The 14567-nt window shown below is 61.2% G+C and carries 16 protein-coding genes and 1 tRNA gene; 8 read left to right on the top strand and 9 right to left on the bottom strand.

Annotated features, from left to right (window positions below; all coding sequences use genetic code 11):
• The first annotated feature begins 39 nt into the window (after positions 1-39).
• The gene (gene suhB / locus HU770_RS00935) at positions 40-858 is read left to right on the top strand and encodes an inositol-phosphate phosphatase (RefSeq protein ID WP_033701193.1); all 819 of its coding nucleotides are present in this window, start codon (positions 40-42) and stop codon (positions 856-858) included.
• A gap of 123 nt (positions 859-981) precedes the next feature.
• Here the strand turns inward: suhB and HU770_RS00930 are convergent, their stop codons facing one another.
• Positions 982-1575: an acyl-homoserine-lactone synthase gene (locus tag HU770_RS00930; RefSeq protein WP_186662908.1), complete on the bottom strand. Its 594-nt coding sequence runs from the start codon at positions 1573-1575 to the stop codon at positions 982-984.
• Between the two features lie 138 nt (positions 1576-1713).
• Between HU770_RS00930 and HU770_RS00925 the strand changes: the two genes are divergently transcribed.
• Positions 1714-1944 (top strand): hypothetical protein, encoded by a 231-nt coding sequence (locus tag HU770_RS00925; RefSeq protein ID WP_027595536.1) that lies wholly within the window; start codon positions 1714-1716, stop codon positions 1942-1944.
• A 3-nt stretch (positions 1945-1947) separates the two neighbouring features.
• Here HU770_RS00925 and HU770_RS00920 read toward each other — a convergent pair whose 3' ends face one another.
• Complete coding sequence (locus HU770_RS00920; RefSeq protein ID WP_050506134.1) at positions 1948-2664, bottom strand: LuxR family transcriptional regulator; 717 nt, start codon at positions 2662-2664, stop codon at positions 1948-1950.
• A gap of 339 nt (positions 2665-3003) precedes the next feature.
• Here HU770_RS00920 and HU770_RS00915 point away from each other — a divergent pair, with 339 nt between their 5' ends.
• Positions 3004-4431 carry a class I adenylate-forming enzyme family protein gene (locus tag HU770_RS00915; RefSeq protein WP_186656959.1) on the top strand — a complete coding sequence of 476 codons (1428 nt, stop codon included), beginning with the start codon at positions 3004-3006 and terminating at the stop codon, positions 4429-4431.
• Positions 4432-4485: 54 nt separating this feature from the next.
• On the opposite strand, the gene HU770_RS00910 is transcribed toward HU770_RS00915, so the two are convergent.
• The 6 genes from HU770_RS00910 to queA form a co-directional block, all read right to left on the bottom strand.
• Complete coding sequence (locus tag HU770_RS00910) at positions 4486-5034, bottom strand: glycine zipper 2TM domain-containing protein (protein ID WP_186656957.1); 549 nt, start codon at positions 5032-5034, stop codon at positions 4486-4488.
• Between the two features lie 119 nt (positions 5035-5153).
• On the bottom strand, positions 5154-6062 hold the full coding sequence (gene secF / locus HU770_RS00905; RefSeq protein ID WP_186656955.1) for a protein translocase subunit SecF: 909 nt from the start codon (positions 6060-6062) through the stop codon (positions 5154-5156).
• A gap of 10 nt (positions 6063-6072) precedes the next feature.
• Positions 6073-7935 carry a protein translocase subunit SecD gene (gene secD, locus HU770_RS00900; RefSeq protein ID WP_033701200.1) on the bottom strand — a complete coding sequence of 621 codons (1863 nt, stop codon included), beginning with the start codon at positions 7933-7935 and terminating at the stop codon, positions 6073-6075.
• A 64-nt stretch (positions 7936-7999) separates the two neighbouring features.
• The gene (gene yajC / locus HU770_RS00895; RefSeq protein WP_027595530.1) at positions 8000-8335 is read right to left on the bottom strand and encodes a preprotein translocase subunit YajC; all 336 of its coding nucleotides are present in this window, start codon (positions 8333-8335) and stop codon (positions 8000-8002) included.
• 42 nt (positions 8336-8377) lie between these two features.
• Positions 8378-9493 (bottom strand): tRNA guanosine(34) transglycosylase Tgt, encoded by a 1116-nt coding sequence (tgt, locus tag HU770_RS00890; RefSeq protein WP_077068621.1) that lies wholly within the window; start codon positions 9491-9493, stop codon positions 8378-8380.
• Positions 9494-9507: 14 nt separating this feature from the next.
• Positions 9508-10557, bottom strand: coding sequence for a tRNA preQ1(34) S-adenosylmethionine ribosyltransferase-isomerase QueA (gene queA / locus HU770_RS00885; RefSeq protein ID WP_033701201.1), 1050 nt, complete (start codon positions 10555-10557; stop codon positions 9508-9510).
• A 107-nt stretch (positions 10558-10664) separates the two neighbouring features.
• Here queA and HU770_RS00880 point away from each other — a divergent pair.
• Positions 10665-10749: transfer RNA gene (locus HU770_RS00880), tRNA-Leu, on the top strand.
• Positions 10750-10943: 194 nt separating this feature from the next.
• Positions 10944-11360 carry a hypothetical protein gene (locus tag HU770_RS00875; protein WP_186662907.1) on the top strand — a complete coding sequence of 139 codons (417 nt, stop codon included), beginning with the start codon at positions 10944-10946 and terminating at the stop codon, positions 11358-11360.
• A gap of 93 nt (positions 11361-11453) precedes the next feature.
• Here HU770_RS00875 and HU770_RS00870 read toward each other — a convergent pair whose 3' ends face one another.
• Positions 11454-11876: a VOC family protein gene (locus HU770_RS00870; protein WP_186661022.1), complete on the bottom strand. Its 423-nt coding sequence runs from the start codon at positions 11874-11876 to the stop codon at positions 11454-11456.
• 483 nt (positions 11877-12359) lie between these two features.
• Between HU770_RS00870 and HU770_RS00865 the strand changes: the two genes are divergently transcribed.
• The 3 genes from HU770_RS00865 to HU770_RS00855 all read left to right on the top strand — a co-directional run bounded on the left by HU770_RS00865 (position 12360) and on the right by HU770_RS00855 (position 14563).
• A complete protein-coding gene (locus HU770_RS00865; RefSeq protein WP_186663046.1) occupies positions 12360-13007 on the top strand; it encodes a trypsin-like peptidase domain-containing protein in 648 nt (215 codons plus the stop codon).
• Between the two features lie 89 nt (positions 13008-13096).
• Complete coding sequence (locus HU770_RS00860) at positions 13097-13576, top strand: GNAT family N-acetyltransferase (RefSeq protein ID WP_186662906.1); 480 nt, start codon at positions 13097-13099, stop codon at positions 13574-13576.
• Positions 13577-13672: 96 nt separating this feature from the next.
• Positions 13673-14563 carry a bestrophin family ion channel gene (locus HU770_RS00855; RefSeq protein WP_186662905.1) on the top strand — a complete coding sequence of 297 codons (891 nt, stop codon included), beginning with the start codon at positions 13673-13675 and terminating at the stop codon, positions 14561-14563.
• Positions 14564-14567 lie beyond the last annotated feature (4 nt).

Here is a 14567-nt window from a genome sequence, read left to right as displayed (position 1 = left end):
GATCGGCTTTCTTCTTTAACATCTCCAGGTGACCCGCCCATGCAGCCTATGCTGAATATCGCCCTGCGCGCCGCTCGCAGCGCCAGTGAACTGATTTTCCGCTCCATCGAACGCCTGGATAGCATCAAGGTCGATGAGAAAGAGGCCAAGGACTACGTTTCCGAAGTCGATCGCGCCGCCGAGCAGAAAATCGTCGACGCCCTGCGCAAGGCCTACCCGAACCACTCCATCCAGGGTGAAGAGACCGGCATGCACGCGGGCACCGGCGAAGAAGGCAAGGACTACCTGTGGATCATCGACCCACTGGACGGCACCACCAACTTCCTGCGCGGCATCCCTCATTTCGCTGTTAGCATCGCCTGCAAATACCGTGGTCGCCTTGAGCACGCTGTGGTTCTCGACCCGGTTCGCCAGGAAGAATTCACCGCCAGCCGTGGCCGTGGCGCCCAACTCAATGGCCGCCGCCTGCGCGTCAGCTCGCGCACCAGCCTGGAAGGCGCCCTGCTGGGCACCGGGTTCCCGTTCCGTGACAGCCAGATGGCCGACCTGGACAACTACCTGGGCATGTTCCGTGCCCTGACTGGCCAGACGGCAGGCATCCGCCGCGCAGGCTCCGCCAGCCTGGACCTGGCTTACGTCGCCGCCGGCCGCTTCGATGCATTCTGGGAGTCGGGCCTGTCCGAGTGGGACATGGCTGCAGGCGTACTGCTGATTCAAGAAGCAGGCGGCCTGGTAAGCGACTTCAACGGTGGCCACGACTTCCTCGACAAGGGCCACATCGTCGCGGGCAACATCAAGTGCTTCAAGGCAGTACTGACGGCTATCCAGCCGCACCTGCCAGAGAGCATGAAGCGCTAAGTACCGTTGGCGTTATAAAGAAGCACCCCTCGGGGTGCTTTTTTTATGGCGACGTATTGTGCTCGACACTTCACCAGCCTTACAACGTATTGATATAACAGCCGCACGGCAGCCGCGGCCTATTCAATGGCAGTTATTCTTGATGGCCGCCTCCAATGCCGAGGTCGTCTTCTCATTCAACTCGATGCGCAACGCCACCGCACGCTCGACACCAATTTGCAACGCCGGGCCGAAGCGGCTGATATCCAACCCCAGGCGGATCAACATTTTCTCGACCCCCACCGTGGTCACCGTGACAAACTGTTCCACGCCACAGCCAATGGCATAATTGACGATCGCATGAATGGCCTGCGTGGTGCCCTGGGAGAAGCCGAACCGATTGCCGTCCGGCAGTTCGATGGCAAAGCGGCTGAGCTCCCAGATGGCGTCGGAGCACGGTGCAGGATGCCCATGCAGCAGTTCGGGGAAGGTATGCGCCAGCATGTTCGGGCCCGTGGTCGGCAGTATCCGCCAGCACCCACAGACATAGCCCGCCTCGTCATCGCGGTTGATGATCATGTAATAGGGGTCGAGCGCATCGTAGCCATCGATCTCCATGTCATTGATCAGCGGGATGTCCCACATCTTTTTAACTTTGAAGATACGTGCCCGAAGTTTATGCATGGCATTCAGCGCTTGCGGGTCGATGTTAGTGCGGCGATCAATGGAGATAAGCATAGTGGCAATTACCGGCAGGGGTTTGAATTGCCACCCACGGTATATTCATGCCGGTTAAATAAAATCCTACCTAATTTGGGAGGTGGCCGACATTAACCAGACTTGTTAATTTTTCGGCTTTTGCAGGATTGATTCCCGATGAAGCTACTCAATACCTCAGCTGTGCGCGAGGTCGCCCATCAAGCCATCAGCCTGCGCCTGGGCCTCAAGCAGAGCCAGACCGAATTCTGGTCAAGGTTCGGCATCAGCCAGGCCTGCGCCAGCCGCATCGAATGCACCAGTCAAGTGCCCGCGCCGGTGTATATCCTGCTGCGCCTTTACCTCAGCGGTCGCCTGGAGGAAAGCGACCTGGCCCAACGCCCGCAGTGACACTCAGGGCGTGATCGATTTTTGCTGGATGGCCTTGAGTACCGCCATCTGGCGCGAGCTGACCTGGAACTTGCGGCGGATGTTCTTGAAGTGGAAGTCGATGGCCGAGGTCGTGCACGAAAGAATCATCGAGATTTCCCAGGTGGTCTTGCCTGCTGCGCTCCACTGCAGCACCTCTTTTTCCCGGCTCGTCAGGTGCACGGGTGTGGAGCATTCGATGCGCGCCTTGAGCATCCCCTCCATCGCGTAATCGCGCAGCAGGGTCGCCGTAGGCAAGGACTCGATCATCGTAGCAGTCGCTTGCGGACCACTTTCAGAGGGTTTCAGGCAGAGCATGCCCGCCTCGCCGCGCGGACCATGCAAGGGCAGCGCAAGGCCTTGCTGCAAGCCATGTGCGGCGGCTTCTTCGAAGAATTCCGACTCTGAGGGACGGCGGTAGTTGTCCCGGTCCCAGAGCAGTGGCCGGTTTGCGTTCAGGCAGTGCTGAACCACCGGATCGACCGCAGCGTAGGACTCGGCGTCGTAACGTGTGCGCCACGCATCAGGGTAGTCGCTGTAGATCAGCACCTGCTGATTGGCGTCAGTGGGCGCAGGCTTGAGACCGATCAGAAAGTTCGAGTATCCCAGCTTGCGGGTCAGGATTTTAAGGTGAGCCAGCCAGTCCTCAAAGCGCTCCATTTCGCTGAGTCGTAGCAGCTCATCCATTACCAGTAGGGTCATTCCCTTCCTCGTAGGCACCGTTTGACGGTGGTCTCATGGCGAGACAACACGCGAGGGAATATCGACTCCCTCATTCAGGTGGGTCGATAAGATAGTTACATGGCACATTGAAATCAACGTGCATAGAGTGCTCGCCGACGAGAAGCAAGCGGTCGCAGACACTAGTCAGTTGCCCAACCCGCCACAACCTCCCTGTTCTGGGAGGTACCAGGGGCTGCGCGCAGCCTATTTACTAGCGTGGCACCAGCCTGCACCGGCAGGCAGCACCACGATGCACATGGACGGCACGGGAAAACACCTGAAGCTGTATTTCGGCTGACCCACAAGGAGCCCTCCTGCATGTTCCAGCAACAGTTCTTCAGCATGGTTGCGCGCCATCGCGACTACCCGGCGGTCGTCGACAGCCATGGCAAAACCCGCAGCTACGGCGAACTGCTGCAGGACATCGACCAGTTACGCGCCAGGCTGCATGCCGCAGGCCTGCGCGAAGGTGATGTGGTAGCCACTCAACTGGGCAACAGTACCGGTTATGTGGCGCTGCTGTTTGCCATGGCGAGCCTGGGGCTGATTCACTGCCCCGTGAGCGTGGCCAGCAGCAAGCACCAGCGGGCAATGCGCCTGGGCCAGGTCGGCGCCGCCCTACTGATCACCGAAGCCGGCATCGTGCCGGCGGGCCTTGGTGTACCAGGCTTTACCCTCTACTCGCCCACACCTGTCAACCTCAAGACCCCAGCGTGGCGCGACTGCGCCGGGCTGATGCGCATGCAGGAAACCTCAGGCAGCACCGGCGCACCCAAACTTGCGCTGTGGCGCCAGGACCGGCTGTACCGTGAAATCATGCATTGGGTAGACAGCGCCGGCCTGGACGCCGGTGCGCGCTACCTGAATATCCATAGCCTCGATGGCGGGCATGCAGTAGACCTGCATGTATTCCCGGCTTTGCTGACGGGTGCGACGCTGTACCTGGGTGATGCGACCCAGGTTGAGCACACCCTGCGCACCCTGCACGAACAGCGCATCAGCGTGATGAGCGCACTGCCGTCGCAGTACCTGGAGCTGGCACAGGCCGCACAGAACACCGGCATCCGCCTGCCAGCACTGAGCAAACCTTTCTGCGGCGGCGCCTACCTGGACGACCATGTGGTGCTGGAAAGCGAGCGCCACCTGGGTGTGCACCTGAAAAGGATCTACGGCTCGACGGAGTTCGGCATGGTCCTGGCAAACTTCACGCCGAACCTGCAGGTCGGCTGTGGCATGCGCCCGGTAGGTGATGTCGAGGTGACGCTGGAACCGCTGGACCCCGCGCAACCGGAGGTAGGCGAAATCATCGCCCGCTCCACGCACCGCGGCTCGGGGTACTTCCCACCTGCACCGATCCCTTGCGAGGACCAGGCCTATGCCACCGGCGATATCGCCCGGCGCCTTGCCGACGGCAGCCTGATGCCGCTGGGGCGCGCGACGGATGCCCTGCTCACGCAACAAGGCATGCAGTTTGCCCCCGCCCTGGAAGCGCAGATCGCACAGGCCATGAAGTTCGAGCGCGTGATGGTACTGGTAGACGAGCAGGATCGCCGGCGCGCCCATGTGATTGTGCAAGGCAACACAGCTGACGCGCATGAGCGGTTGGCGGAACTGGCCGGGGGGCTGGAACGCCTGGGCATTAGTGCCAGTATCGCAGTGCTTGAACGGATACCCATGACGCCGACCGGCAAGCCGGACCGTGCCCGGCTTCGCAAGCAGCTAGGCGCGCAGCAACAACTACGCTAGACCGGCTTGGGAGCGGGCTCGCCAGCCCGCCCCTCTAGCTCGGCAATATGAGCGTTACTGCCCGGCCTGGTTCTCACTGAGAATCAGCTTGCCATTCTTGTCCAGGGGGATGGTCGAGCCCGGCTCGCGGTCCATCTTCACCTGCCCCGCCTGGTCACCAATGGTGTACTTCACGTTATAACCAACGACCTTGTCGCTGATGTCATTGACCGTATTGCAGCGGGTTTGCGTCGTGGTGTAAGTGTCACGCTGCTGCATGCCTTCCTGCACCTTGTTACCGGCATAGCCACCACCGACCGCGCCGGCCACGGTGGCGATCTTCTTGCCGGTACCACCACCAATCTGGTTACCCAGCAGGCCACCGGCCAGGGCACCCACGACCGTACCGGCGATCTGGTGCTGGTCCTTGACCGGCGCCTGACGCGTCACGGTGACGTCCTTGCAGACCTCACGCGGTGTCTTGACCTGCTGCTTGATCGGCTGCACATCGGTGACCTGGGCGTACTCCGGCCCTTTGTTCACCAAGCTGTAGGTCGCCACAGCACCTCCGGCAGTTACACCGACAGCACCCAGTACCGCACCCACCAGCATTGATTTATTCACCTGAACCTCCTGATCTTCCCTGCGGGACATAGCCCGCCTTCTCCCTGCCTTGGAGCAAAAAAAAAGGCGCGAGTTCAATACTCGCGCCTCTTGATTCGCCAAACGGCGTAGGAAAGCCCTTACGGACGCTCGTCCACACCTTCGGTCTTGGCTGGCGGAATCAGGTCTTCACTGTTCAGGTTCAGCCAGATCAGTACCACGTTGGCGATATAGATCGACGAGTAGGTACCGGCCAAGACCCCGATGAACAGCGCCAGCGAGAAGCCGAACAGGTTGTCGCCACCGAAGAACAGCAGTGCGGCGATGGCCAGCAAGGTCGACACCGAGGTGGCGATGGTACGCAGCAGGGTCTGGGTGGTCGAGACGTTGATGTTCTCGATCAGCGAAGCCTTGCGCATCACACGGAAGTTCTCACGCACCCGGTCGAATACGACAATGGTGTCGTTGAGCGAGTAACCGATGATCGCCAGCACCGCCGCCAATACCGTCAGGTCGAAGGTGATCTGGAAGAACGACAGGATACCCAGCGTCACCACCACGTCGTGGATCAGCGAGATGATCGCGCCCACGGCGAACTTCCACTGGAAGCGGAAGGCCAGGTAGATGAGGATGCCGCCCAGGGCCAGGAGCATGCCCATACCACCCTGGTCACGCAGCTCTTCACCCACCTGCGGGCCTACGAACTCGACGCGCTTGAGCGTGGCCGGGTTGTCGCCGCCGGCTTTTTGCAGTGCCTCGGCTACCTTGCTGCCCAGTTGCGGGTCATCGCCCGGCATACGCACCAGCAGGTCGGTGGTTGCGCCAAAGCTCTGCACCACGGCCTCGTGGAAGCCGGAGTCGACCAGTTCGGCACGTACCGCCTTGAGGTCGGCCGGGCGCTCGTAGGTCAGCTCGATGAGCGTACCGCCGGTGAAGTCCAGGCCAAAGTTCAGGCCCTTCTGCCACCAGCTGAACAGCGCCAGGACGGTGAGGAGCACAGTGATGGCGAACGCGACATTGCGTACGCCCATGAAGTTGATGGTTTTCATCGCAGCTCCCTCAAACCCACAGCTTCTTGATGTCACGCCCGCCGCAGGTCAGGTTGACCATTGCGCGGGTCACCATGATGGCGGTGAACATCGAGGTGAAAATCCCGAGGGACATGGTGACCGCAAAGCCCTTGACCGGGCCGGTACCCATGGCGAACAGGATGCCGCCGACCAGCAGGCTGGTCAGGTTGGCGTCGATGATCGCGGTAAAGGCGCGGTTGAAACCTTCATGGATGGCGCGCTGCACCGACATGCCGGCTTTGAGTTCCTCACGGATACGCGAGAAGATCAGCACGTTGGCGTCTACCGCCATACCCATGGTCAACACGATACCCGCGATACCCGGCAGGGTCAGGGTCGCGCCCAGCAGCGACATCAGCGCCAGCAGCAAGACCATGTTGCCCGCCAGGGCGATGGTGGCGATCACGCCGAAGCCGCGGTAGATGGCGATGATGAACAGCGAGACGAACAGCATGCCCCACAGCGACGCATCGATACCCTTGGTGATGTTGTCCGCACCCAGGCTTGGGCCAATGGTACGTTCTTCAGCGAAGTACATCGGCGCAGCCAGACCACCGGCACGCAGCAGCAGGGCCAGCTCGGACGATTCGCCCTGGCCGTTCAGGCCGGTGATGCGGAACTGGCTACCCAGCGGCGACTGAATGGTCGCCAGGCTGATGATCTTCTTCTCTTCCTGGAAGCTCTGTACCGGCACTTCCTTCTCGACGCCGTCGACGGTCTGCTTGACGTAGCGGGTGACCGGCTTCTGCTCGATGAAGATCACCGCCATGCTGCGCCCGACGTTGCTGCGCGTGGCGCGGCTCATCAGCTCGCCGCCGTGGCCATCCAGGCGGATGTTCACTTGCGGGCGGCCGTGCTCGTCGAAGCTGGCCTGGGCGTCGGTAACCTGGTCACCGGTGATGATCAGGCCACGCTCGACCGGGGCGGAGCGGCCGCCCTCGCGGAATTCGAAGACCTCGGTGGTTGCCTTGGACGCGCCAGGTTCGGCACCGAAGCGGAACTCAAGGTTAGCGGTCTTGCCGAGGATACGCTTGGCTTCGGCAGTGTCCTGCACGCCTGGCAGCTCGACCACGATACGGTTGGCGCCCTGACGCTGAACCAGCGGCTCGGCCACGCCCAGCTCGTTGACGCGGTTGCGCACGGTGGTCAGGTTCTGCTTGATCGAGTATTCGCGGATCTCGGCGACTTTCGCCTGAGTCAGCGCCAGACGCAGCACGGCGAGGTCATTGCGCTCGGTGGCCGTCAGGTCGAAATCGGAGAAATTCTTGCGGATCAGGGCACGTGCCTGCTCGCGGGTTGCATCGTCAGCGAAGCCCAGCATGATGCCGCCATCCTGCTGAGGCAGGCTGCGGTAGCGGATGCGCTCTTTGCGCAGGAGGGTTTTGACCTCCCCTTCGTACACCTTCATACGGGCGGTCATGGCCTTGTCCATGTCCACTTCCAGCAGGAAGTGCACACCACCGGACAGGTCCAAGCCCAGTTTCATCGGGCTTGCACCCAGGTTACGCAGCCATTGCGGAGTGGTCTGGGCCAGGTTCAGGGCCACGACGTAATCATCGCCCAGTGCCTTGCGCACTACATCCTTGGCTGGAAGCTGGTCTTCCTGGTTGGTCAGGCGAATCAGCGCACTGCCCTTTTCACCCAGGCTGGCGCCCTTGACGGTGATACCGGCATCGGTCAGCGCCTTGGAGACGCGATCGAGGTCGGCCTGGTTTACCTGCAGCGCCGAACTGGCACCACTGACTTGCACCGCCGGATCATCCGGGTAGAGGTTGGGAGCGGAATAAATAAAACCGATCGCCAGTACCAGCAGGATCAGTGCGTATTTCCACAGAGGGTATTTGTTCAGCATCACGCCGCCCGTTCAAGACGCGGGGCGCGTTGCGCGCCCCGACTGGAAAAATAAAACCGGTAACTCAGATAGCCTTGAGCGTACCTTTTGGCAGGGTCGCGGCGATGGCGCCCTTCTGGAACTTCAGCTCGACGGTGTCGGAAACTTCCAGCACCACGAAATCATCGGTGACCTTGACGATCTTGCCGGCGATGCCGCCGTTGGTGACAACTTCGTCACCTTTTTGCAAGTTGCCCAGCAGGTTCTTCTGCTCTTTGGCGCGCTTGGCCTGTGGACGCCAGATCATCAGGTAGAAGATGACCAGGAAGCCGACCAGGAAGATCCACTCGAAACCGGTACCGGCTGGGCCGGCGGCAGGTGCTGCTGCGTCCGCGTAAGCGGCGGGAATCAGAAAGCTCATGAGGCACTCCATTACTGAGTTTTAATATTTAAGTGCTGACAATCAGCCCAAAGGCGGCACAGGCAGCCCGCGTTTGGCGTAGAAGGCGTCGACAAAGGCGGCCAATTTACCCTGTTGAATAGCCTCGCGTAAACCGGCCATCAAGCGCTGGTAATGGCGCAAGTTGTGGATGGTATTCAGCATGCTGCTCAACATTTCGCCGCATTTGTCCAGGTGGTGGAGATACGCGCGGGAGAAGTTGGTGCAGGTGTAGCAATCGCAGGTCGGATCCAGCGGCGACTCATCGTGGCGATGGAACGCATTGCGGATCTTGATCACCCCGGTATCGACGAACAGATGGCCGTTGCGTGCGTTACGCGTCGGCATCACGCAGTCGAACATGTCGACGCCGCGGCGCACACCCTCAACGAGATCTTCCGGTTTGCCTACCCCCATAAGGTAACGAGGTTTGTCAGCAGGCATCTGGTCCGGCAGGTAGTCCAGCACCTTGATCATCTCGTGCTTGGGCTCGCCCACCGACAGGCCGCCAATGGCCAGGCCGTCGAAGCCGATGTTTTCCAGGCCTTCCAGCGAGCGCATGCGCAGGTCCTGGTACATGCCGCCCTGGACGATGCCGAACAGCGCCGCAGTGTTGTCGGCGTGGGCGTTTTTCGAGCGCTGGGCCCAGCGCAGCGACAGCTCCATGGAGGTGCGCGCCACGTCGTGCTCGGCCGGGTAAGGGGTGCACTCGTCGAAGATCATCACCACGTCCGAGCCCAGGTCACGCTGGACCTGCATCGACTCTTCGGGGCCCATGAACACTTTGGAGCCGTCGACGGGCGAGGCGAAGGTCACGCCTTCCTCTTTGATCTTGCGCATGGCGCCGAGGCTGAACACCTGGAAGCCACCGGAGTCGGTGAGGATCGGGCCTTTCCACTGCATGAAGTCGTGCAGGCCGTTGTGCTTCTTGATCACCTCGGTGCCCGGGCGCAGCCACAGGTGGAAGGTGTTGCCCAGGATCATCTCGGCGCCGATGGCCTCGATGTCGCGCGGCAGCATGCCTTTGACCGTGCCGTAGGTGCCTACCGGCATGAACGCCGGGGTTTCCACGGTGCCTCGGGGGAAGGTGATGCGACCACGACGGGCCTTGCCGTCGGTGGCCAGCAGTTCGAAGGACATTCGACAGGTGCGACTCATGCTTGATCCTCGGGCCCGCGTGGCGCCGGATTGCGGGTGATGAACATGGCATCACCGTAACTGAAGAAGCGGTACCCCTGCTCGACCGCAGCCGCGTAGGCGGCCATGGTCTCGGGGTAGCCGGCGAAGGCCGAGACCAGCATCAGCAGCGTGGACTCCGGCAGGTGGAAGTTGGTGACCAGGGCATCGACCACATGGAATGGCCGGCCCGGGTAAATGAAGATGTCGGTATCGCCGCTGAATGCCTTGAGCACGCCGTCGCGCGCCGCGCTTTCCAACGAGCGCACGCTGGTGGTGCCCACGGCCACCACACGCCCGCCGCGGGCACGGCAGGCCTCAACCGCATCCACCACATCCTGGCTCACTTCGAGCCACTCTTTATGCATGTGGTGGTCTTCGATCTTGTCGACCCGCACCGGCTGGAAGGTGCCCGCGCCGACGTGCAGGGTCACGAAGGCCCGCTCCACGCCCTTGGCGGCAATCTGCTCCAGCAGCGCCTGGTCGAAGTGCAGGCCGGCCGTGGGCGCTGCGACCGCACCGGCACGCTCGGCGTAGACGGTCTGGTAACGCTCACGGTCGGCGCCCTCGTCGGGGCGGTCGATATAGGGCGGCAGCGGCATGTGCCCGACGCGTTCGAGCAGTGGCAGCACCTCTTCGGTGAAGCGCAGCTCGAACAGCGTCTCGTGGCGCGCGACCATTTCGGCCTCGCCACCGCCATCGATGAGAATCTGCGCACCCACCTTGGGCGCCTTGCTGGAGCGCACGTGGGCCAATACCCGGTGGCTGTCGAGCACGCGTTCGACCAGCACTTCCAGCTTGCCGCCGGAGGCTTTCTGGCCGAACAAGCGCGCCGGGATAACCCGGGTATTGTTGAATACCATCAGGTCGCCCGGGCGCAAATAGTCGAGCAGATCGGTGAATTGCTGATGTACCAAGGCGCCGCTCGGCCCATCGAGGACCAGCAGACGGCTACCATGGCGCTCGGCCAGAGGGTGGCGGGCGATCAGGGAATCGGGGAGTTCGAAGGAAAAATCGGCGACGCGCATGATAATGTTCGGTTCGGCAGGGCCGGGAAGTTTAGCCCAATGTGTGAAAATTGACCATGAAACCCGATTGACCGACCCGAGGCACCTCTCTATACTGCGCGCCACAAGCCCTGATGGCGGAATTGGTAGACGCGGCGGATTCAAAATCCGTTTTCGAAAGGAGTGGGAGTTCGAGTCTCCCTCGGGGCACCAAAATCCAGAAAAAACCGACCTTATGGTCGGTTTTTTTGTGCCTGGCGTTTAGCAATCCTCAAGCACCGTCGCGCGGCCCCTTGGCACAACTGCCCTCTGCCCCGGCTCAGCACCCTTCCCTACGCTGGCCCTTGCCTTCATCCCTCGTGCAAGGAGCCGCAAAATGAAAATGAACCCTGCAGGCGCCGATCACAGTGCAGGCCGGTGAGCCCGAGATCAGTGGCGCCTTCGAACTGGCCTATCAATTCGAACCGCGCGTGCAGGGCGACGACAGACCGCTGAGCCTTTCCAGCCTGGAATACGACCCCTTCAACAAGCGCCTGCTGGCCACCACCAGCCATGAGCAGGGTGACCAGATTGGTGGCTATTTGTGGGCATTGCCATTGTCACTGCTTGAACCGGACGGGTCGGGTACACCGCAACCGTTCCTCGGGCCCGACGGCTCGCCCTTGTGGTTCGATAACAAACCGGAAGGCGTTGTAGCGTTGAATGCCCGCCAGGTAATGGTGGTCCACGATGATGACCGGTTTCAAGTCGCCGACTCTGCGCGCGGCAAGGCCAAGCAGGCCAACGAGTTCACCTATAGCGTGATCGAATTGGGCAATCCGTAGAAATGGCCAGCACACACCGGGACATCGAATGGCGCCTTGGATGATAGCGATGATCCAATCAACCCGAATGGGTAGTCGCTTTGACCGGTGCGGCTAGCAGGGTTTGCTGCCGATAGCTTCTGCAAAACGGAGCAAGTAACCATCCGGGTCGAGCAGCAGAAAATTGCGCTGACCAAACAGTAATTCACCGCTGCGGTACCAGTGCTCTTCAACCGGGTTTCTGAGGGGATACCCGGCCGCCTCCAGTGTCGACACCAGCGCTGAAGCGTTCGGGCATTCGATGGACAGGTTGATACCACGCCCATAAGGCGGCTCAAGAGGCCCGACCCGCCAAGGCGATTCACTGTGCCAGTCCTGTTCCAACATAAGTTGGCTGCCGCCGAAAGAAAGAAAAGCGAAATGATCTTCTGGCCGCTCGTACTCGACCTTGAAGCCGAGTATGTCGCAGTAGAAGGCAAGGCTTCGTGTGAGGTCGGAAACAATGAGTTCGGGGACCAGGGGATTGAGCTTCAGCATGTTTGATTCCTTTCAGTTTTGATCTATGAATACGTGCGACCAATGCCCTGCGTACGCCTCGTCAACGTGGGCGTCCGGCCTCGATCCACGCTTGCACCTGGCTCATGCCCAGCCGATACCTGGCACAGTTATTCAGTGTCAGGGTATCCAGTTCAGCCTGCAACAAGGGCTCAAACTGCAGCTTCTCACTGTCCGACAAGCTCAATACAGCTCAATGGAGCTCATCACCCTCATCGCGAGTGATGAGTAACACGAAAAACGCGCCCTTGATCCCTCATCAAATTGACGCCGCGTGCCTGACGAGCGGGGCAGCAGCCATGCCTCGAATCTATTGGCTAGCCTCCTCCCCCCTACTTAAGATGTTACTCGTCGGATATATGCACAAAGTATTGCCAGAGTGATAGCACTTAGCCATATTTGCGCTCCCATTTTTCCATGACTGTGTGACACATGAAAACAACCGTGCCCTGTCTGGCGGCAATGATGCTGCTCAGTGGGTGCAATGGAGTGCCAACGTCCTACGTCTCCGATCCCGTCTACAGCCAGGCTTTCGTGGTCACCTCCGGTGCGCCGCTGCCGATGTTGCTGATGGCCAGCGCCATCCAGTGGAACGAAGACTACGCAGTGACCGCAAAACACACACCCTTCCTGCGCAACGTGGTCCACGAGGGCCTCGGTGATGTCGTGTTCTTCAAGCACAAGGCGCGTGAGGTACCGCATTGGCGGCAATACGTGCCAGGTGAGTCGGTGACGGCCGTCGGCTTCAACAGCCTAATGATGCCCGTACAGGGCAAGGGCCATGCCCTGCCAACACTGGTACGCCTCGAAGGCACCCCGGGCAGTGTCTTCTACTCGTTGCACGACGGCCCCATGGTCAAGGGCATGTCGGGCGGGCCGGTGTTCGCCGATGACGGCCAGGTGCTGGGTATCAATGTCGCGTTCATCCCCAAGAACGAGATCGACGTGCGCGCTCGCCCGGACCTCGCCGATAAAGAGCGCGTCAGCGTGTTCATGTCGTACAGCGAGATCGACAAGGAATGGCGGCGCTTCCAGTACCTGCTGGCACGCAAGGCCAAACCGCATGCGCCTGCCGCGATCAAGGGGTTTGTGGCGGTGGCCGCCAAACCTTGAGCGGCGGCCAGGCGCTCCCGACAGGCCCGCGCCCACATGCGCAGTGCTACGCTGTGAGCGCCAGCCACACGCCTGTAAAAGGACCTGCCATGCACCTCAGCCACCGCCCTGTACAGCCCAGTGACATCCCCGCCATCTGCTGCTTCCCTCAAGGCCCGGACGAACTGTTCTACATGTTCCCCAAGGCCACCTACCCGCTCACGCCCGAGCAACTGACCGACGCCATCGCCCAGCGCAACGGGTCCACGGTGGTGGAAGGCGGCGGCATGGTGCTGGCCTTCGCCAACTTCTACAAAGCCGAGCACGGCGGGGTATGCGCCCTGGGCAACGTGGTCGTGGCCCCAGCGGCCCGCGGCCATGGTGTGGCCAGCTACCTGGTCAACGCCATGGTCGAGCTGGCCCGCAAGCAGTTTGCGGCACGGGAGGTTTGGGTGTCGTGCTTCAATCACAACACGGCGGGGTTGCTGCTCTATCCACAGATGGGCTTTGTGCCGTTCGGCATCGAGGCGCGCCAGGCGCCGGATGGGAAGCGGGTGGCGTTGGTGCAGATGAGGCAAATACTTGGGTAGCTCGACACTTCTGTTAACACCCTAAGAGAGACTACACCGAACCATAACCCTCACTCGGCGTCCGATCCTGCATCCCCGTGTTCCGAGGTACCCCGTGTGAAAAAGATCATCGCCCGCAAGTACCGCCTGGTCGCGAAGACCATCGGTTACATCGGCTGGTCGCTGTTCTGGCTGCTGATCTGGGATGTGCTGGTCACCATCGACTTCATGCTGTTCTTCAACAGCAAGTTCACCCTGCCGCTGATTCCATTGACCTTGCTGGGTTCGGCGCTGGTGGTGCTGGTGAGCTTTCGCAACAGCAGTGCCTACAACCGCTGGTGGGAGGCGCGCACGTTGTGGGGTGCCCTGGTCAACAGTTCGCGCAGCTTTGCCCGGCAGACGCTGACCCTGATCGACGACCCGGACGATAGCCTGAACCCGGCCAAGGCCACCTTGCTGCGCCGCCATATCGCCTATGTGAACTGCCTGGCGGCGCACCTCAAGGGTGACCGTTGCCCGGATGAACTGATGGCGTTCATCCCCCCAGCGGAGTTCGAGCGGCGCAACCGCTCGAACAACTTCGCCAATGACATCCTCAGCGGCTCGGCGGCCCTGCTGGCGCGGGAGTACCAGGCCGGGCGCCTGGACAGCATCCGCCTGGCGAGGCTGGAGTCGACGCTGGTGGACCTGTCCAATGCTCAGGGCGGAATGGAGCGGATTGCCAACACACCGCTGCCCTACCCTTATGTGTATTTTCCGCGGCTGTTCATCACGCTGTTCTGCCTGATCGTGCCGGTGGGGCTGGTCGAGTCGCTGGGCTGGTTTACCCCGCTGGCCTCGACGGTGGTGGGGTTCATGCTGCTGGCCATCGAGCGCATCGGCACCGACCTGCAGAGCCCGTTTCGGTTCAGCGAGCACCAGATCCAGATGGATACCATCTGCGAGACGATCGAGCGCAACCTGGAGTCGATGCAACGGGAGGCGCAGCATGGGGAACAGGTGACCTGACGGC

Origin of the sequence: Pseudomonas sp. SWRI68 (genome assembly GCF_014269165.1) — a bacterium.
GTDB classification, from domain to species: Bacteria; Pseudomonadota; Gammaproteobacteria; order Pseudomonadales; family Pseudomonadaceae; genus Aquipseudomonas; species Aquipseudomonas capeferrum.
Note: the sequence above shows the minus strand (reverse complement) of the source record. Positions and strands in the feature narration are given on the sequence as shown.